Raw genomic sequence first — 18,163 nt, 5'->3', positions numbered from 1 at the left:
CGGCGCCACGTTCCAGGTGACCGAGGCAACGGGTTTCCCTGACGAAGACGGTCAGTCCTTGCCGGCCGCCTGCCAGCTCAGCCCCCAGCCGTACTCGATGTCCACGGCCTGCTGCTTGAAGACGCCGGGCGGCAGCAACAGGTACTTGGCCTCTCGTCGGACGATCAATTCTCCGCCCACGTTCTCGATCAGTGCGATCGCAGCGACCGGCGAAGGAACGGTGCACTCGTCCAGGCGCATCTCGATCGGCGGACCGATGGGCGGATACAGCGTGGCGACCCCGTGCAGACCCGCGAAGCTGGACGCCCCCGCGTAGATGACCACGAACACCAGGATGCGCTTGATCTCGGCCGCGTGATCAAGATTGATCATGAGGTTCTCGCCGGCCTCACTCGCGCCGGTCCGGTCGTCCTGGTCCAGCTGGATGTACGGCGGCTGGTCGAAGGAGCCGAACTGGTTGTTGATGGGGTGGACGATCCCCGTCGCTCCGTTCTGCAACTCCCACAGACACGAGAGGTCCAGGTCGACGTCCTCCAGCCGGACGGCGTCCTTCCCCTTGTTCATCCAGCCACGCGGCGGCTTGGGTGCGCTCCACGAGAGATTGACCCGCATGCCTCCTGAGGTGGCCCCCTGCTTGGTCAGCGACACCGCGGGCGCTGCCTTCGTCAGCGTGATCTTCGACAGCCGCACCGGCTGGTCACGCGCGGGAGGTGGAGCCTGCGGTGGAGCGGGCTGTGCAGGAAGTGGCGCAGACGGACGGGGCTGCGGAAGGCGCGGTGCTGCCGGCGGGAGTCGCGGTGGAGGCGCTGCCTGTTGCGCCTTCGGAGGCGTGGCGGGCTCGTCGACGGTGATGCCGAAATCGGTGGCGAGTCCCGACAGCCCGGAGGCGTATCCCTGGCCCACCGCCCGGAACTTCCACGCGCCGTTGCGCCGGTACAACTCCCCGAGCACGAGCGCCGTCTCCGAGGTGGCACCAGTGGCGTCGAACCGCGCCGCCTCGGCGCCGCTCTCCGCGTCCAGCACGCGCACGAACAGACCGGACACCTGGCCGAATGTGCCGTCGGTGGAAGCCGCGACCACCACGGTGGCGATCTCCTGCTCCACCGCGGACAGCGCCACCGCGATCGTCTCGAGAGCGCCCGTACCCTCCTGGCGCCTGCCCTCGTGACGCACAGCCCCGCTGCCGTGAACAGGCTGGTTGTAGAACACGAAGTCGTCGTCCGAGCGCACCTTGCCGGCCCCCGTCAGCAACAGAGCCGACACGTCCACGTCGGGAGTTCCCGGGCCTGCTTGCCACCCCAGCTCCACCCGGACCCGGGTACTCGCCACCGGTACGTTGGCACCCTTTTGCAAGGACATGTGGGTCCCCCTTCCGCGGCCTGCCCCACGTCCGCAGCGTACGAGATGTGGCATGTTCCCGTCCCCGAAGCCGGGGATTGGTGCAGGCAGTCGTACCTGAGGCCCTCACACAGTTCGGCGCCTGGGAGAGTCGGCGCTCTTTCAGCCCTGTTCCCGCTCCACCGGAAGCCACAGCTCGGCGTCGGCTTCGGTCTTGTCCGGTGACAGGCGGGTCCGCAGAATCTCAGGGCCGGGGCGGCTGCGGTACGGGTTGGACGGGAACCACTCCGTGAACACGTCCCGCCACATCTCCTGGATGGCCTCCGGCACCGGCCCCGAGGTGGTGAAGAGCGCCCATGTGCCGGCCGGGACAGGCAGTACGGTCGTGCCCTCGGGGACGGCCTCGGACGTGATCACCCCGTGGTAGTAGTCCAGTTGGGTGCCTTCGGCGCGTCCCGGGTCAAGGTCGTCGCACACGGCGACAATGCCCTGCGGTTCCTGGTCCGACAGCTTCTCCAGGCGCTCCAGGGTCCGCGGTTCGATCCCGCGGACGAAGTCGATGATCGCCTGGTTCGGCCCCGCGTGCACCAGCGGTACCCGGGCCTTGAGACCCGCGACGGTGAAAGCCGGCTTGTCCACTATGCGGTAGCGCATACTGCTGTTCCCTTCGATGGTGAGGCGGAAGGTCAACCGGGGCTGGGAGACGAGCGCCGTGCCGCTGCGCCGGGCCTCACCCGGCCCGACACCGTGCATGGCACGGAACGCCCGGGCGAACGCCTCGCCCGAGCCGTAGCCGTAACGCACAGCGATCTCCAACAGCGACTCATGGCGTGAGAGCACCTCGGCACCCGCGACGGTGAGCCGACGGCGCCGTACGTACTCCGACAGCGGCATGCCCGCGAGCGCGGAGAACATCCGGCGCAGGTGGTACTCCGAGGTGGCCGCGATACGAGCCAACTCGCCCGCGTCGATGGGCTGGTCGAGGTGGTGCTCGATGTACTCCATGGCCTGATTGAGCCGCTCCAGCACGCCAGGTTCCCTTCCTCTTGTGTCATCACCACGCTAGGCGGCACCCACTCCGGCGTACCCGACATCCTGTGCCCGATCAGGTCGGGTACGCGCAGCGGCGGCGGCCAGGCAGGTGACGAGGTCGAACAGTCCGCGGTCACGGCTCCCGGAACAGCTGGGCCGTGTATCGGAAGTGAATCGTGCGCATAGGGTGTCGGCATGTCGCTGAGCCACATATCCCTCTCGTCCGGCCGTTCGGTGGAGCTCACCGAGCTGCGCATGTCTTCGACCTACGGAGGAATGTTGGAGGGCTACCCGTGCAAGCCCATCAACGACATGAAGGTAGGCGGCCTCCAGCGACAGGCTGAACGCGCGTTTCCCTCCACGCCGGTCCATCTGGTTCTGCCCTCCCGCGAGTACCCGGATCAGACCGTCGGCGCCTTCGGCCCCGTCGAGGTGCTGCCTTCCGTGGCCTGCATCGGCGCCTTCCGTTCGACAGCGGTCGCTCCCGAGCTCGACCCCGTGCTCCACCGTTCCGCGCTCACCGTGGTCTGGTTCCAGACCGTCTTGGATGTCCCGTCGGGCGAGGACGCCGACCTTGCGTTGCGCGGCATTCGCTGGGAGGAGCTGGCCCAGGACTACGAGCTCTAGCGGTGGGTGCCGATCCATGGGATCTCCCTGCCCCATGAACCGAGATCATTCACTGCTCAAGATCCACTTTCCATACACGACCTAGGGGCCCGCGTGCACCTGACAGGCCCACAGGCTTGGGGTCTGCGGATACGTGTCGCGCAGCTCGCGCACGGTGGAGTGCAGGGCCTCGGCTGTCCGGGCGACGTCCAGCGTCCCCTCCCCCGTGCTCAGGGAGTCGTACACGCCCTGAGCGACAACAGCTCCGATCGTGTCGTCGACGTGCCACAGCGAGCCGACGACGTGGGGGAAGCCCGCGATCTGGAGGGCGCTGACGATGTGGACGGCCTCGTCGGCGAGTTCGGGGCTGGTCCGCAGGGTGTCGCAGGCGGAGAGGTACGCGAGCCGGGCCGACGGCAGCCGGAGCCGGGCCAGGTCGCGGACGGTCAGCGGGCGTTCGGTGTGATCGTGCAGGACGAGCCGGCTGCCGGACGGGCGTTCGAGGTCGCCCAGTGCGTGGCACGCGAAGTGCGCATACGCGTGGTGGGGCAGGGCGGAGACGACCGCGGAGTGGGTGGCGGAGGTGTCCGCCAGCATCACGGCGTCGGGCAGCAGCCGGGCAAGGTGCTCCGCCTCGCGGCGGACGCCGGACAGCCTGGTCTGTCCGGCGGCCTGCGCGACGCTGACGACAAGCATTCCGGTGCCCACAGGGCGGGCGACACGCTGCCGGGCATGGTGCAGGGCCCGTAGCGTCGGCGTGTACGAGGTGACCACCCGGTCCAACGCGCCGGGCGTGCCACCGGCTGGGGCCGCCGCGTGCAGCGGCAGCGTGCCCAGGGCACCACAGGGAGACAACCACAGGCGAGGCACAGGGCCGGCGGGTGCCTCCGGGATGCCCAGGTGGCCGAGGACCGGGCCGGTGACCGCCTGCCACAGCCAGGCGAGCGTTTCCCGTACAACCCGCTGGGCGCGCTGCGACTGCTTGCGGGAGGTTCCGGGCGTCTCGATGCGGACCAATGCGTCCTCAAAGGTCTTCCGGTGCGCCGCTGTCGTCCGTGGATCGAGCCCCGGCAGCGGTACGGCCTCGATGGAACGCCCGGTGACGACCAGTGCGTCGCTGCCGTACGGGGAGACGTTGACCAGGACGACCGGTCCCGCCGCGGCCGTCGCACGCAGTTCGCGCTCGTCCCACTCCCGCACCGGGCGCAGCAGGCCGAGTTCCGGGTGTTCCCGGCGGATCCGGGCCGTGAGGTCCCGCCATTCGGTTGCCAGCCGCTGGCGACGGTCGGCGTGCGCGTGGGACGCGCGCGCGGGGCCTTCGCCGAGGAAGTCCTCGCTGAGCCCGGCCTGGCTGTCGGTCGCCGTATCGAGGGCCTCGCGGAGTTGCTCGAAGCGGTCGGCGAGGTGCGGGGCGGCCTCCCGGAGCCGGGTCAGATCGCTGTCGGCGTCGAAGGCATGGGACAGCAGTACGCCCCTGGCCTGTTCGAGGAGCCCCACGGCCAGCTCGGGCCGGCCGCAGCGCACCGCGCAGGCCGCCGCGGCGGCGCCCAGTCCGACGGTCCGGCTCAGCAGGAACTCCTGGTCGTCGCGGACGATATGGCGGGGCGCGACGAGGTGCAGCAGGTCGACCGCCGTCACGTAGCCGTCCAGGGCGCGGTCCCAGACGCCGAGCTCCGCCCAGACGTCGCCCCAGGAACGTGCGGCGTCCAGCCGCTCGGAGGGCGGGCACTGGTGCTCCAGGGCCGCCTCCCGGAACACGTCGGCCGCCTCGGCCGCCTCGGTACGGCGGCGGCGGCCGGTGGCCCGGGCCCGCAGGGCGTGGCCGAGGTTCGTCAGACGCAGCGTGCGCCTCGCGTGGCCGGGAGGGGTGACATCCACGGCCCGGCGGAACAGCGTCACCGCCTCGTCCCTGACCGCCGGCGAGAGCAAGGCGCGCAAGCTCGACATACGGGCGCCGGCGGCCACCTCAAGGGCACCGGGCAGATCGGGCGAGTCCGCGGGCAGCGCCGCGATCACCGCGTCGGCCAGATCGCGTGCCTCCCGCGCGTCTCCGAGCCGGTTCGCCGACCGGCAGCGGGTCATCAGTGCCATAGCCAGGTTGTGACGCCGACGCGGCAGAAGGGGCGCGTCCGCCGGTGTGGCGGAGAGCGCCTCCCGGAAGAGGCGGATCGCTTCGTCGAGTTGGGCGGCCGGGTCGGCGGCACGCTCGAACCCGGTCATCAGACTGATCGCCGTCGAACCGAGCAGCGTCGCGTGGTGTGCACGGCCGAGGCCGGGCAGCTCGGCGGCCCGGCGTCGGCACTCCTGGGCCTGCCGCAGATCCTCGCCGTCCGCGACCAGCTGGTGGCGCAGGCCCAGAGCCATACCGAGGTTGAGCAGCCGTACGCCGAGAATCTCGTGCTCTTCGGGGGTCAGCGTCACCGCCTCCCGGCATGCCTGGATCGCCTCGTTCAGATCCTCCGGTTCTCCGATGCCCTGGTAGCGCCTGCTCAGCACCATGCCGAGATCGCTCAGCGCGACGGGCCGCTCCGGATGTCCCTGCGGCAGGAGTGCCACGGCCCACCGCAGGAGCCGCAGCGCCTCGGACAGGTCCGCGCTGTTGCCCTGCGGATCCAGGCAGTACCGGGTGTACAGGGCCATCGCGGGCGCGAGCAGCCGTGTCGCCGTGCGGGACGTCATCTCGCCGGTCGCGTTGACCACGGCGGACAGGTGCGTGATCGCGGCGTCCAGATCGGCCGGGTCTCCGATCAGCGTGAAGCGGACGCGGAGCGCGTTGCCCAGGGCGCTGCGTACGAGTGTGATCTGACCCGGGTCCCCGGACGCGCTCAGTGCCCGGGTCAGCACGTCGACCGCCTCGTGCAGATCGTGCGGCCAACCGGTGCGCTGGCACCGCAGGACGAGCGCGAGGCCCAGATTGCGCCCTGCGGCCGCCGACCCCTTCGGATCGTCGGGCGCGGCCCGGCGGAACAGGTCCACGACCTCGTCGTGCTCCTCGCGTGTGCCGCCCTCCCGCTGCCGGAGCGCTGTCAGCGCGCTGCCCAGGGTGCTGAGGCAGTGGGCGAGATGCGGGCTGTGCGCGGGCAGTTGGGCCAGCACGTCACGCGCCATGCCGACCGCTTCGTACAGTTCCTCCGGGTCGTACGACTCCCAGTAGCGATCCAGGAACTGGATGCTCAGGTTGCTGAGCGCGAGCAGCCGGTCGGAGGAGTCGGCGGGCATACGCTTGAGGGTGCGGTACGTGAGGTGGAGCGCCGCGTCAACGCCTCCTCCCACACGGGGACCGTCGCGGCCGGGCAGGGATTGTGCGTGTTTCAGATCGGCGATCCGGGTCGCGTACGTGGGATCGTGCTCCGGCGTCGCGAGGACCGCCAGGGTGCCCATCGCGATGGCGATGCCGAGCAGCGCCTCACGCGTGGGGACCGTGGCGCTCACCCGTACGGCCAGCTCGTAGAGACGCAGGTCGTCCTCGTGGGCGCCCAGGGGCGGACTGTGCTGCTGCCCCTCGGCCGCGATCAGGGCCGCGGCGCACTCGGCCGACCACTCGGCGGCGTGGTCCGCGTTCGCCGGGTCGGGGCGCTCCGACGGGTCGGATGCCGCATAGCCGGCCGCCAACTGCGGTGGTACGAGCCCGGGGTCGGCCACCCACACCGGGAAGAGCAGTGTCCCGGCCATGGCTCCGTGGATGGTGCTCTGAAAGCCGGTGGAGGCCGCCGCGCGGGCGACGCAGAGCCAGCCGGCGGCGTGCCTGGCCTCCATGTCGGTCCTGGTGTCGGCTGCCCGGAGCAGTGCCCGGAGTTCGGCATCCGCCTCGGGGCCGAACACCATGTCCCCGACCGCGCCCCCGTCCGTGGGCATGGCCCGCGCGAGGCGTGCGCGAATCGCCTGTACGAGCCGGTTCCGTTCGTCCCTCACCTCGTCGCTCCCCCTGCTGTCCGCGACGGTCGCGCGCCGACTCGCCCTCAACTGTGCCGCACTTCCCGCACAATTGGAGCATGACCGTATCGCCCGGCGATCCCGAACTCAGCCACACGACAGCCGCGTTGTGTGAGCTGTTCAGCAACCGCGCGGACATGCGCCTGCTCGGGGTCCGTGAGGCGGCCGAGCGCGCACGGGACCTCCTGCGGTCGGGCGTGGGCGCCGAGGAACTCGCGGCCTGCTACGACGATCTCGACCACGCTTTGCGCCGGGCCGGGGTCGCGGGCGGGCTGACCATCGAGCCCCGGGTCGGCACGGGCCCCGGCGCCGCGATCCCCGGCATCGCGACGCACACCAAGGTGGCCGTGTGTCCGGGACCGACACGCTGCGACCGGATCGAAACGGTCCGCTACCGGCTGCCCCCTGTGCACTGCGCCATCAACGACGCACGCATGCACAAGGTCCGACTGGAACCCGAGCAGTGACCGCCCCTGGCAGCACGACCCCATGAACCCACTTCTGGCCACCCTGGGTGGCAAACTCACCGAACGCTGGCTGAATCTCCTGGTGCTGCCCGGCGCGCTCTTCCTCGCCGTCACGACCGTCGGCACCACGCTGGGGCACCGCCACTGGCACGACGTCGACCGACTGCGCACCACCCTGGACGATCTGGCCGCGCGCCCCGCCCTGGACCGGACGGGCACCGCCGCCCTCCTGGTGGCCCTCGTGCTGCTCGCCGCCGCCGCGATGTCGCTCGCCGCGCAGTTCGTCGGTGGTGGGATCGAGCAGTACTGGCTGCGGTTCGGCCGGGACCCGCTCTCGCGTGTCCTCACCGCACGGCGTGCGCGTCGGTGGAGGGAAAGGGACGCGAAGGCCGAGGACGCGATCGCGCATGCCAGGCCGACCGGTGCCGGAGCGAATGGCTCGGTGACGGTCCCGAGAAGCACATGGGAGCGCATCCAGTCCCTCACCCAGGCCCGCGACCGCATCGCCCTGCGCGAACCGACCCGCCCCACCTGGTACGGCGACCGCATGCAGGCGACGGCCGACCGCGTCGAGGCCGCTTACGGCGCGGACCTCGCTGCCCTGTGGCCTCGTCTGTGGCTGATCCTCCCCGAACCCGCCGTACGGGAGATCCAGTCGGCCCGTGACTCCTTCGGCGCCGCGGCCCGACTCGCCGCCTGGGCCGTGGGCTATGCCCTGCTCGCCTGCTGGTGGTGGCCCGCCGCGGTGGTCGCCGTGGGCTGCGCGGCGGTGTCCCGCTCACGTGCCCGCAGCGCGTTGGACGCGCTCGCGGGCCTCATCGAGGCGGCCGTCGACGTACACGGCCGAGAACTGGCCGCCCGCGTCGGCCTGCTCGCTCCGGACGCGGCGGGACTTCTGGACCATGACACGGGTGATGCCATGTCGGAGGTGTTCAGGAAGGCCGACTGATGGACGACCGCGTCTGATCGCCGCTCATCGTCCGACTCCCGATTCCGCTGCAGGAACTCGGAGCGGAGGTGCGGGTATGCGCGCCATCGGCCACACATCTGGGCTCTGTGACTGAGCGGCGTAGTTGGCCTGTCTGGCCACCTACGTGCACACCGCGGGACGGGGTGGGCGTTCGGGCTGGCGTGTCGGTCAGAGCTCCCAGTCTGCCGAGGCAAAGGTGACCTCGCTGATCGCGGTGTCCCCTGCCCGGATGGCGTTGATGTCGAATTGGACTCCGGAGGGAATGGGGCTGCCGCTGGGGGTGAAGAGCAGCCCTAGGTCGTGATTCTCGATGTGTCGGAGCATGGCCTCGTCGAGGCGGGAGGGCGTTGCCCCGATCAGAGGGATTCCGGCGTAGGTAATCTGCGGTCCGGTCCGGCCGTGGACCGTCACCGCTCCCAGCACTGGGAGCCCCTCCGGATACCAGTAGTGCGCGGTCACCCCGTTCTGTTCGAACCGGTCATCGGTCAGCGTCCACTGCCCGGCTGCTCCCCTACGCCACCACCAGTACGGAAAATGTCCCTGCCGGCCGGCCGGGACCTCGCCGCCCAGTGCGTCTGCTACCTGTTGCGGGGGCATCCCGAACCGCAGCGGACCGACCGCCTTCAGCGGAGACCAGTCCCAGTGCGATCGCTCCTGGTCGGTCTTCACCGGCCAGGATCCGCTGTTCTTCTCCCGCTCCCGGACGTCGCACCAATGCAAGACCGGCCCGGTTTCGTAGGGCGATTCGGCAAGCTCGGCACTGACGAACAGGGCCGAGGTGATCATCCCGTCCTTCCGCTCCGGGTGCCCCTTGGAGGAGATCCCGTACTCCAGCGCGGTGCCCATGGACACCCCCCACGCCGCGATCTCAGGATCACCGCTCCAGTTCAACCGCACTGCGGCATCCTCCCGGCCAGCGAGGTGTCCGATCTCCGCGCGAGCCTGGGACGGCACCCTGGCGATCAGTTCGACCTCTCGGAGCCGGACCAGCGGGCCTTCCATGGCATCGATCGCGACGCCGAGCAGGATCATCCCCGGGCCGTAGATACCGGTCACCCCGATGTCCTGGTAGCGCACCCAGCACCCCCCGTCCGCTGCGACCTGCGAGTTACCCGCCCTCGCCCCGCCCAGAGCCGCGTCTACCTCGTCGGAGTCCATCCCGAACCGCAACGGCCCCAGCCCCACCAACGGATCGAGCGCCCACCGCTCCCGATCCTCCAACTTTCTGCCCCACCAGCTCATGCGGCCCTCACGGTCCTGTCTCTCGACGATCTTGTTTGGAGCCTATGGGCGGCCTGTGACAGACCCGCTCCTCGGCCAACTTCGACGCTCGCATTGGCCAGCTACAACGCTCACTGGCCAACTACGGCGCTCAGTCACAGGCTCACCCTGCCTGACGCACGGGCACTTGCACCTACAGGTCGAACTCGATGTGCTCGACGTCGGTGTACTCCACGAGGAGGCCGGTCGCCCGGCGGCCGCCGTCCTTGAAGTAGGTCTCCTGGAGAGCTTCGGCTGCGATGTTCTGAAGCTGTTGGTCGGTGGCGCCCTGGTCACGGGCTTCGAAGAGACGGGCGGCGTAGGGGGGCGGGAGCGCGACGGTGAGGTGGCGCAGGCGGGCGTCGTCGGTGGAGCCGGGGGCGGCGGTGTAGCCGAAGCGGGCGCGGGTGTCGATGACGATGCCGTGGGTGGTGGCGGCCTTCTGCTTGGCCTGGGCGCGAATCTGGGGCTGCCACCGCGCGGTGGTCTCGTGTTCCAGGCGTGCGGCGAGGTCTTTGCGGGGTTTTTTGATCTGGTCCTTGACGTAGCGTTCGACGGTGCGCTGGCTGATCCCGAGCTGCTGAGCTGCTGCTTTGGTCGACTTGAGTTGTTTGACGAGGTAGCGCATGCGGGCTCCGGCCGACTTGGGGACCGGGCGGGTGAACGCTTTGTGGACGGCTTTGTCGAGGCCGTCGGCGAGTTGTCCCATCGGTTACTCCCCGTTGTCGGTGTGAGTGACGTGGCCGTCTTTGATGTACCGGGCGAGGTTCTCGTTCTGGCCGTGTTCCTCGTGGATTCCTTCGGCCCACAGGGTGGTCTGGGTGCCTTCATGTTTGACCATGCCGGGGCTGACGCCGAGGCGGAAGCCGCCGGGCAGTGGCTTGCCGTCCTTGTAGGGGAGGAAGTCGAGGGGGCTGGGGCCGTCGCTGGCGTAGACGGCGCAGTCGGAGAGGACCGCGAGCGGGTACTGGCCGGTGGCGTCGGCGAGCTTGAGCATCTTGCGGTGCATGTTGGTGCGGGCCTTGGAGATGACGGCGGCGCGGATGTCGGGGCGCCAGGTGGGGCGGGACAGGGCCCGCCAGGGCTCCCCCGGCTTCCAGCCTTCGCCGCGGGGGCGTTCGCGGAGCTTGCCGATGCCGCCCTTGACGGTGGCCTTGACCGCGGACAGGACGGTCGCCATCTGCGGGTCATGCTGACGGTAGCCGTCCATCGCCACCAGGAAGTCGGCCGGGGACAGGTCGGCGGTGACACCGAGGTCGGCCATCGTCGCGATGTAGGCGTCTCGGAGGCGGTTGTACCAGCCATCGAGGTAGCGACCGCTCTCGTGGCGGACGTAGGCCTCGGTCGGGGTTACCTGGTAGCCGAGTTCGACGGCGTAGGCGACGGTGGGTGTCGCGTACCACGCCGGACCTGTCGGGCGCTCGCCCCTGGGGGTGAACGGTGAGGGCAGGCGTTCGTCGAGTTCGACGTGGGAGAGGTCGACGAGCCAGGAGCCGGGCAGTTTCGCGTCGAAGGCGGGATCGCGGAGGTGAGCCGGCGCGCCCAGGCCCACGGTGGTGCCGTTGGCGGCCGCGGCGAAGGCCATGTTGACGTCGATGCCCACCACATGGCGTTGGGTGCATTCCTCGTCGGTGAGCGGGCGCGCCCAGTCGTAGGCCTCCTCCATCAGCATCTCGGCCGGGGTGCGCTGGTGGAAGCGCGGCAGGTGAGCCAGGAGGGGGTGTCCGTCGGGGGCTTCGCACGGTGCGCAGTCCACCGGGTCCTTGCCCAGGGAGCCGGGATTGTGCTCGCTGTGGCGCTTGCCGGTGCTGTCGGGTTCGCTCGCCCTGGTGGGCGGGTGCAGAGCGGTCATCAGCTCCAGGCCGGTGACGGCCGTCGAGCCGCGGGGGGTGATCACGCGGGTCGCGTACGTACCGAGCAGGCGGGCGAGTTCGGGGGCGGGGAGCTGTCCGGCGCTCCCCCAGCTGCGGGCGTCGAGCGCGTTCCAGGACGGAATGCACAGCTGGACGCAGGCGCGCTTGCCGCCGAGGGCTGGGCGGTAGATACGGGCCCACGGACCGAAACCCCGGCGGGTGAGCTGCCAGTCGGCCCGGGCCAGCTGCTTGATGACCTTGTGGCCTTCCGGAAGCCGCCCCGAGGTACGTTCCTCATCACTGAGCTGGAGGGGCAGACCGTAACGTTCGCAGGCTGCGGGTGTGAGGACGATCAGGGGGTCGGCGTCCTTGCCGTTACGGCTCAGCCGGGGCGCGCCCAGCTTCGCTTCGCTGAGAGTCCACTCGACGAGAGCGGGGACGGACTTGGCGGGCACGTCCAGGACGAGACCGCCGACGCAGTACGCCGAGACGTGCCCGTCCTCGACATCGACGACGGCGAGCGGGCCGTTCGCGTAGCGCGGATCGAAGTCCGCTGGGGCCGTGGCGGCCTTCTTGGGTACCGGACGGCGGGACGCCGACGGCCTGGCGCGTGTGGGAGCGGGCGCAGCCGTCGGGGTGGCGGGCCGGGCGGAAGTGGTGGCTGCTTCAGCAGTGGTGGGTGCTGTGTCGAGGGCCGGACCGGATGCGGCCGGAGAGGGGGGGACGGGGGTGCCGGCGGTTCGCGGCGTCGCCGGAGCGGCGGGGCCGACGGCGGGCTGGGGCGGTGCCGTCTTTGTAGCGGGGGCTGCGGTCGGTGCCATCTCTGGAGCGGGGGCTGCGGGGTAAAGCTCGGCGAGCTTGTTCACCAGCCGGGCGTAGGCCTCGCGTTGCGGCGGGCGGGGCTCCGTCTTGCCGTTCTCCCAGCTCACCACGGTCGCGCGGCGCACGCCGAGAGCGGCGGCGACCTGTTCCTGCGTCAGGCCGTGCGCCTTACGCAGCCGCTCCCGCTCCCCCGGTGGCGGCAGAGGTGAGTGGTCCGCGATGAGGGCATCGACCGCATCGAACAGTTCAGCCATGAGAAACCTCCCCGATCATGCCCTGAACCTACACCCAAACGCGTACCAAATAAACTTTTGGCGCACTTACGTCGAGCATTATCCGTACAGTAGGCCTGGCAGCACGTCGGCCTCGTGACGCCGCGGACTGACGTTTGATCTCTCGCAGCGAAGGTTGAGCATTGTCATCGAAGGTTGGTGACCCGCCCCGCTCCCCAGACAGATCCGACCGGTCGCCGGCGAAGGACCTGCCACAGCAGGCGGTCGCCTGCGCCCCGGGTGTCCCCTTCGCGGCCTTCCGCCCGCGCGATGGATGCGTCGTTTCCCCAGCCCGTCCGGGAAGTCCCTTACCGGCGGGCCCGACCTGAACCCTGGAGGTATCCCCACACCCGTTCCGGAGGCTGCCGCCATGGGCGCAGCCGACCCGCCCCGGCAGAGTGTGAGGGCATGAAGGCAACACAGAAGACCTCGCGGGCCCGCCTTGCCACCGCCTCTCTCCTCGCTGCCGCCGTTGCGTCCACGGCACTCGCGCCTGGTGCTGCGGCCGCTCCCCACCCGGCGTCCGCGGCCACCGCGGCCTCCGCGGACGTCCGGCTCACCTCCCGGCAGCTCCAACGCGAAACGGCCCGAGTCCTTGCGGAGGGTGGGTTCGTCGGCATCACAGTGCAGGTGCGCGACGGCGCCCGCACAGTACACGCCCGAGCGGGCGAGGCCGAGCTGCACGCCGGCCGCCCTGTGCCGCGCGGGGCGGAGTTCAGGATCGGCAGCGTCACCAAGACGTTCGTGGCCACCGTGGTGCTGCAACTCGTCGCCGAGGGCCGCCTGGCCTTGGACGACACCGTCGAGCGCTGGCTGCCGGGTGTGGTGAGCGGCAACGGCAACGACGGCAGCCTCATCACCGTCAGGAACCTACTGCAGCACACCAGCGGCATCCACAACTACGGCCCCGAAGAGGACACTGGGAACACCGCAGCCGATTTCGAGCGGACGAGATTTGACCACTGGGACCCCGAGCAGCTGGTCGCCGGCGCGGTGCGCCACCGACCGGACTTCCCACCCGCACCGGCCGATGCCCCCAAGCCCGACTGGAACTACTCCAACACCGGCTATGTCCTCGCCGGGATGATCATCGAGAAGGCCACCGGGCGGCCCTGGGCGGAGGAGGTACGCGACCGCATCATCCGGCCGCTCGGCCTGACCGGCACCTACGCCCCCGGCGACGACCCGTACCTGAAGCCGCCGCATGCCCACACCTACCACCTGTTCCCCGGCTCGGTCACCTGGACCGACACCACGGCCAGGAACATCTCCCAGGCGGACGCGGCCGCTGCCCTCGTCGGCACCGAACGCGACGTGGACCGCTTCTTCACCGCCCTGCTCGGCGGGCGCCTGCTGCCTCCCGCCCAGCTCGCGGAGATGCGCAGGACCGTGTCCGTCAGCGAGAACTTCCACGTGGGGTTCCCCGGCCTGCGGTACGGCCTGGGACTGATGCAGCAGCCGCTGACCTGCGGCGGCGATACCTGGGGCCACGGAGGGGACCTGGAGGGATTCACGGTGCGCACCGGCTTCACCGCGGACGGGCGCCGCTCGGTCGTCGTCGTCGCCAACGGCACCGGCGGCGGCGAGCAGCTGCTCGCCGCCGAGCGGGCCGTCCGCGGGCTCGTGGACCGCGCCCTGTGCGCCGGTGCCGAATGACGCGGCCCCAGGCACTCGGTGCCCTGTCGCGCCGACCGCAGCCTGCAAGCCCGCCGCCGTCCTGATGGCACGGTGCCGCCGGGATACCTCCCCGGCGACCGTCAGCAGTAAGGCGGCCGGACCCCAGGCGACGGCGGCGCGAAACCTGGGGTCCGGGTGATGATCCGGATCAGCGGATTTCGGTGACCCGGTGTTCCTTGAGCGCTGCGCAGTTGGAGTTCTCCACCGACACGTACACGTTGGCGATGTTGCCGCCCCAGCTCACGCAGTGGCCCTTGCCGTAGACGTAGCCCGGTCCCGCGTACGACGTGAAGTACCCGGAGTCCCCGGCCCACGCGTCGGTGTCGGGGACGTAGATGTACGTCGACATGTCCTTGGCCGTGCCGGGGTTGGCGCGGATGGTCGCGACGCAGTTCTTGCCGTTCGAGGAGTTGTACGTCAGGTAGACGGTGCCCAGGGAGCCGACGGGCACCGAGTTCACGGTCTTGTAGGCACTCCCACAGACACCCTGCGGTGTGACGTTGGGTGCGGCAGAGGCGGTCGTACCGACCACGGCCGTGGCGCCCACCACCAGCGTGGTCAATGCCCCAACAGTCGCGAGATTACGCACACTTCCCATATTTCCCCCTTGTGTCCATGGGAGTGATTTACTCCCACTTGTTGTGACACTCGGGTACCCAGGAAGGTTGTGCCGGTACGGAGAGATGCCGGGTGATTTTTACGGATGACGTGAGGGGACAGGGAACGCAGTATGGATCCAGGGGCCAGGGCCGCCTGGGCGGCGGACTGCCGACTCACAGCCCCGAACCCCACGGCGGTGCCGGTGAGCGAGCGTGTTCGTTGTAGCCCGCCCATACGCGGCGTCTCGCCGAAGGGCGGTTACTGGCCGCGCCTCTGTCGCCGGGCGGGCGCGGCCCGCTGATGGCTCCACCGGGCGGCCTGGCCGACCGCGGGGGTGGAGCCGGAGTCGGAGCGGCGGTGCGCAGACCGCAGACCTGCCAGCAACCGGCAGCCTCCCGGGGGCCATCACACGGTACGACTCGCATGCGCGGCGGGCTATGCCTCAACCTGCTCACTGTGGTGGCACGCATGACACCTGCATCGGCTATCGTGCGATCCGCTCCGGGTGCCCGGAGCGGATCACTGCGTGTGCCAGCGGCCGTGTCCGTACCTCGGTGGGGGCCGTGCTCCAGGACGTACGTCGTCCCGGCAGGCGCGTCGGCCGCGGACGCGCGTGCCGTACATATGAATGGGGTGGGGATGTCCAGTCACCGGCTGTCCAAGAAGGGCCGATACATCGCCTGGGCAACGGCGGGTGCCGCCGTTGTCGCAGGTGCCGGAGTCGCGGCTCAGACGTCGATGGCGGCAACCTCGTGGCCTGCGCAGAAGACCTACACCGGCCGGGCGTTCGACACCTGCACGGCTCCTTCCCTTGCGGCGATGAAGGCTTGGCGCACCGGGTTCTACGGCGCTGCCGCGGTGTACGTCGGGGGCAGGAACCGTGGTTGCGCCCAGCCGAACCTGACCGCGTCCTGGGTGAAGTCGGTCAGCGCCGGCGGCTGGAAGCTGATTCCGATCTACGTAGCGGCTCAGCCGCCCTGCCAGAAGAGTGCGAATCCGGAGAAGTTCACCGCTTCGACAGCGGCATCTGTCGGTGCGAGCAATGCCAAGGACGCGGTGGCCAAGGCATCCGCACTCGGTATGAAGGTCGGCAGCCCGATCTACCTCGACATGGAGCCGTACGACATCACCAACAAGGCGTGCAACGACGCCGTGCTGACCTACGTGCGCTCCTTCACCAAGACACTGCGCGCCAAGACCTACCGCGGCGGCTACTACGGCTTCAGCAGCTCCAGCGCCAAAGCCATCGCCACCGCCACGGACAAGACCGACCTTCCGGGCAACCTCTGGTACGCACTGTGGGACAAGAAGAACACGACCACGACCGACTGGCCGTGGGGTTCCACTCAGTTCACTGACCACAGCCGCGGCCACCAGTACATGGTCAACAGCAAAGAGACCCGCGGCGGGTACACCATCACCGTCGACCGCAACGCCTGGGACGCCCCGGTCGCGATCATCGGGTGAGGCCCTGCTGCGGCGGATCCCAGATCGGTTCGGCGGCTGATTTCGAGGTCTGGGTCGCTGAGTGATCACCAGCGGAGCTGGCCGAGCCGTTCACGTTTGTGGTGGGCACGGACGGTGTGCTTCGGCTGGCGCCGCGGACAAGCGAACACGTGGCCTGTGCCCACGGAGAGCCGGTGCTGAGCGCCGGCGAGATCGGTTTCACCCGCGAGGCGAACCGATGGGTCGTGGGCGACGCCAGCAACCACTCGACCGGGTACTGCCCGGACGTGGAGTCCTGGTCGGCTGTCGCCCATGCCCTGGACGGTATCGAGCTCGGGCGTCCGTCCGGCTTCACTCACGAGGTGGTGTTCCGGCGGTGTCCTGCCCGCCAGGAGCACAACATCGTGTGTGAAGGCGACTACGTCTGCGTCTTCTGCGGCAGCGATCCTCGCCGATCGCTTGTTTGACCTGGGCATCCGCCCCCCGCTTTGATGCCGGTGGTCAGTGGTGGTGGTTCGGGTCGGCGAGAGGCGCACGGAGGTATGGCGGGCAGGCGAGCGCTGGGGCGCAGGTTCGGGTGGTTGTGGGCGGCGTATGCGGTCAGCTCGTACGGCAGCTCGCTCGGGTTCGGTGCGTTTCCCCTGATAGCGATCCTCGTCCTGGACTCCGGACCGGCTGAGGTGGCGGCGCTGGCTGCCGCGGGGCGGGCCGTGGGAGCCGTGCTCGCGGTGCCGCTCGGGCCGTGGGTCGAGTTCCGTCGTAAACGGCCTGTCATGGTCGCGATGGACCTGTCCCGGTTCGCGGCGTTGATGAGCATCCCCGCCGCGTTCGCGCTCGGCCGGCTCGGCTTCACCCAGCTCCTCGTCGTCTCCGTCGTCGTCGCCGCGGCCAACATCGCCTTCAACGCGGCCGGCGGCGCGTATCTGAAAACGCTCGTACCATCGCAGGACCTGCTCGTCGCGAACGGCCGGTTCGAGTCCACGACCTGGGCCTCGACCATGCTCGGACCGCCGCTCGGAGGAGCCGCGATCGGGCTGTTCGGCCCGGTGACGACCGTGATGGCCGATGCGGTCAGCTACCTGCTCTCGGCCCTGGGCATCCGCGCCATCGGCGGGAGTGAACCGCGTCCCGAGCGGACCCATGCACCGCGGCTGCGAGCACGCGATCTGCTCGAAGGCTGGCGCCACATCCTCGCCCACCCCACGTTGCGCCCGCTGTTCTTCAACGCGGTCGTGGTCAACGGCCTGATCATGGCGTCCGAGCCGCTGCTCGCCGTACTCCTGCTGGACCACCTCGGCTTCACACCCTGGCAGTACGGTCTGGTGTTCGCGGCCCCGTGCGTCGGTGGCCTCGTGGGCGCACGCCTCGCACGTCGGCTCGTGACGCGATTCGGGCAGCACAGGGTGATGCGCACCGCCGGGGCGCTGCGTGCGTGCTGGCCTCTCGGGCTGGCGTTCGTCCAGCCCGGCGTCCCCGGGATCGTCCTCATCATCGGCGTCCAACTCGGCCTGGTGACCTGTTGCGGCGTGTTCAATCCGGTACTGGCCACCTACCGGCTCGACCACACCGACCCGGACCGGGTCGCCCGCACCCTGACCGCGTGGTCGGTCAGCAGCAGCGCTGCGATCGCGGCCCTGACCGCAGGATGGGGCCTGCTGGCCGCCGTCACAGACCCCCGCACCGCGATCGCCGCCGCCGGAGTCCTCCTCTTCGCCACCCCGCTGCTGCTCCCCCGCCGGGAGGACGGGACCCGGAAGGCAAGGAAACAGGCTGCGAGCCTCACGTGACACGCCGCAGCTCGACCGGCGCCACCGGCACCGGCACCAAAGTCTCCTGATGCCAGGATTGCCTGGGCATCAGCACGGCGGTGGCCGCACGTGCCCGCAG

The 18,163-nt window shown here is 70.0% G+C and carries 13 protein-coding genes and 1 pseudogene; 7 read left to right on the top strand and 7 right to left on the bottom strand.

Going from position 1 to position 18,163, the window contains the following annotated elements; all coding sequences use genetic code 11:
- Positions 1–51: 51 nt before the first annotated feature.
- Together AC07FA_RS27580 and AC07FA_RS27575 are read right to left on the bottom strand one after the other, a co-directional pair.
- A complete protein-coding gene (locus AC07FA_RS27580) occupies positions 52–1,359 on the bottom strand; it encodes a TerD family protein (RefSeq protein ID WP_479079018.1) in 1,308 nt (435 codons plus the stop codon).
- Positions 1,360–1,500: 141 nt separating this feature from the next.
- Positions 1,501–2,367, bottom strand: a complete 867-nt coding sequence (locus AC07FA_RS27575) for an AraC family transcriptional regulator (RefSeq protein WP_479079017.1) — start codon at positions 2,365–2,367, stop codon at positions 1,501–1,503.
- Between the two features lie 198 nt (positions 2,368–2,565).
- Between AC07FA_RS27575 and AC07FA_RS27570 the strand changes: the two genes are divergently transcribed.
- Positions 2,566–2,997, top strand: coding sequence for a hypothetical protein (locus AC07FA_RS27570; RefSeq protein WP_479079016.1), 432 nt, complete (start codon positions 2,566–2,568; stop codon positions 2,995–2,997).
- A gap of 81 nt (positions 2,998–3,078) precedes the next feature.
- Here the strand turns inward: AC07FA_RS27570 and AC07FA_RS27565 are convergent, their stop codons facing one another.
- Entirely contained in the window at positions 3,079–6,888 is a 3,810-nt protein-coding gene (locus tag AC07FA_RS27565) for a CHAT domain-containing protein (RefSeq protein ID WP_479079015.1), read from the bottom strand.
- Between the two features lie 80 nt (positions 6,889–6,968).
- On the opposite strand from AC07FA_RS27565, the gene AC07FA_RS27560 reads away from it, so the two are divergent.
- The gene (locus tag AC07FA_RS27560; protein ID WP_479079014.1) at positions 6,969–7,376 is read left to right on the top strand and encodes a hypothetical protein; all 408 of its coding nucleotides are present in this window, start codon (positions 6,969–6,971) and stop codon (positions 7,374–7,376) included.
- Positions 7,377–7,398: 22 nt separating this feature from the next.
- Positions 7,399–8,325, top strand: a complete 927-nt coding sequence (locus AC07FA_RS27555) for a hypothetical protein (protein ID WP_479079013.1) — start codon at positions 7,399–7,401, stop codon at positions 8,323–8,325.
- Between the two features lie 189 nt (positions 8,326–8,514).
- Here AC07FA_RS27555 and AC07FA_RS27550 read toward each other — a convergent pair whose 3' ends face one another.
- The 3 genes from AC07FA_RS27550 to tap all read right to left on the bottom strand — a co-directional run bounded on the left by AC07FA_RS27550 (position 8,515) and on the right by tap (position 12,535).
- Positions 8,515–9,378: a hypothetical protein gene (locus AC07FA_RS27550; protein WP_479079012.1), complete on the bottom strand. Its 864-nt coding sequence runs from the start codon at positions 9,376–9,378 to the stop codon at positions 8,515–8,517.
- Between the two features lie 382 nt (positions 9,379–9,760).
- Entirely contained in the window at positions 9,761–10,315 is a 555-nt protein-coding gene (gene tpg / locus AC07FA_RS27545) for a telomere-protecting terminal protein Tpg (RefSeq protein ID WP_479079011.1), read from the bottom strand.
- 3 nt (positions 10,316–10,318) lie between these two features.
- A complete protein-coding gene (gene tap, locus AC07FA_RS27540) occupies positions 10,319–12,535 on the bottom strand; it encodes a telomere-associated protein Tap (protein ID WP_479079010.1) in 2,217 nt (738 codons plus the stop codon).
- Positions 12,536–12,961: 426 nt separating this feature from the next.
- Here tap and AC07FA_RS27535 point away from each other — a divergent pair, with 426 nt between their 5' ends.
- The gene (locus tag AC07FA_RS27535; RefSeq protein WP_479079009.1) at positions 12,962–14,209 is read left to right on the top strand and encodes a serine hydrolase domain-containing protein; all 1,248 of its coding nucleotides are present in this window, start codon (positions 12,962–12,964) and stop codon (positions 14,207–14,209) included.
- A 169-nt stretch (positions 14,210–14,378) separates the two neighbouring features.
- Here the strand turns inward: AC07FA_RS27535 and AC07FA_RS27530 are convergent, their stop codons facing one another.
- On the bottom strand, positions 14,379–14,828 hold the full coding sequence (locus tag AC07FA_RS27530) for a spore-associated protein (RefSeq protein WP_479079008.1): 450 nt from the start codon (positions 14,826–14,828) through the stop codon (positions 14,379–14,381).
- 641 nt (positions 14,829–15,469) lie between these two features.
- On the opposite strand from AC07FA_RS27530, the gene AC07FA_RS27525 reads away from it, so the two are divergent.
- From AC07FA_RS27525 to AC07FA_RS27515, 3 genes and pseudogenes are all read left to right on the top strand, one after another.
- Entirely contained in the window at positions 15,470–16,297 is an 828-nt protein-coding gene (locus AC07FA_RS27525; RefSeq protein WP_479079007.1) for a glycoside hydrolase domain-containing protein, read from the top strand.
- Positions 16,294–16,743 (top strand): annotated as a pseudogene (locus AC07FA_RS27520) (hypothetical protein). Before AC07FA_RS27525 ends, AC07FA_RS27520 begins: the two are co-directional and overlap by 4 nt.
- A 75-nt stretch (positions 16,744–16,818) precedes the next feature.
- Positions 16,819–18,063, top strand: a complete 1,245-nt coding sequence (locus tag AC07FA_RS27515) for an MFS transporter (protein ID WP_479079006.1) — start codon at positions 16,819–16,821, stop codon at positions 18,061–18,063.
- The last annotated feature ends 100 nt before the right edge of the window (positions 18,064–18,163 follow it).

The organism is Streptomyces sp. NPDC045968 (genome assembly GCF_056430475.1).
Note: the sequence above shows the minus strand (reverse complement) of the source record. Positions and strands in the feature narration are given on the sequence as shown.

Excerpts from the sequence above, each read along its gene's own strand:
- AC07FA_RS27580 (WP_479079018.1), bottom strand. The coding sequence starts at position 1,359 with ATGTCCTTGCAAAAGGGTGCCAACGTACCGGTGGCGAGTACCCGGGTC.
- AC07FA_RS27570 (WP_479079016.1), top strand. The coding sequence starts at position 2,566 with ATGTCGCTGAGCCACATATCCCTCTCGTCCGGCCGTTCGGTGGAGCTC.
- AC07FA_RS27560 (WP_479079014.1), top strand. The coding sequence starts at position 6,969 with ATGACCGTATCGCCCGGCGATCCCGAACTCAGCCACACGACAGCCGCG.
- AC07FA_RS27555 (WP_479079013.1), top strand. The coding sequence starts at position 7,399 with ATGAACCCACTTCTGGCCACCCTGGGTGGCAAACTCACCGAACGCTGG.
- AC07FA_RS27550 (WP_479079012.1), bottom strand. The coding sequence starts at position 9,378 with ATGATCCTGCTCGGCGTCGCGATCGATGCCATGGAAGGCCCGCTGGTC.
- tpg (WP_479079011.1), bottom strand. The coding sequence starts at position 10,315 with ATGGGACAACTCGCCGACGGCCTCGACAAAGCCGTCCACAAAGCGTTC.
- tap (WP_479079010.1), bottom strand. The coding sequence starts at position 12,535 with ATGGCTGAACTGTTCGATGCGGTCGATGCCCTCATCGCGGACCACTCA.
- AC07FA_RS27535 (WP_479079009.1), top strand. The coding sequence starts at position 12,962 with ATGAAGGCAACACAGAAGACCTCGCGGGCCCGCCTTGCCACCGCCTCT.
- AC07FA_RS27530 (WP_479079008.1), bottom strand. The coding sequence starts at position 14,828 with ATGGGAAGTGTGCGTAATCTCGCGACTGTTGGGGCATTGACCACGCTG.
- AC07FA_RS27525 (WP_479079007.1), top strand. The coding sequence starts at position 15,470 with ATGTCCAGTCACCGGCTGTCCAAGAAGGGCCGATACATCGCCTGGGCA.
- AC07FA_RS27515 (WP_479079006.1), top strand. The coding sequence starts at position 16,819 with ATGGCGGGCAGGCGAGCGCTGGGGCGCAGGTTCGGGTGGTTGTGGGCG.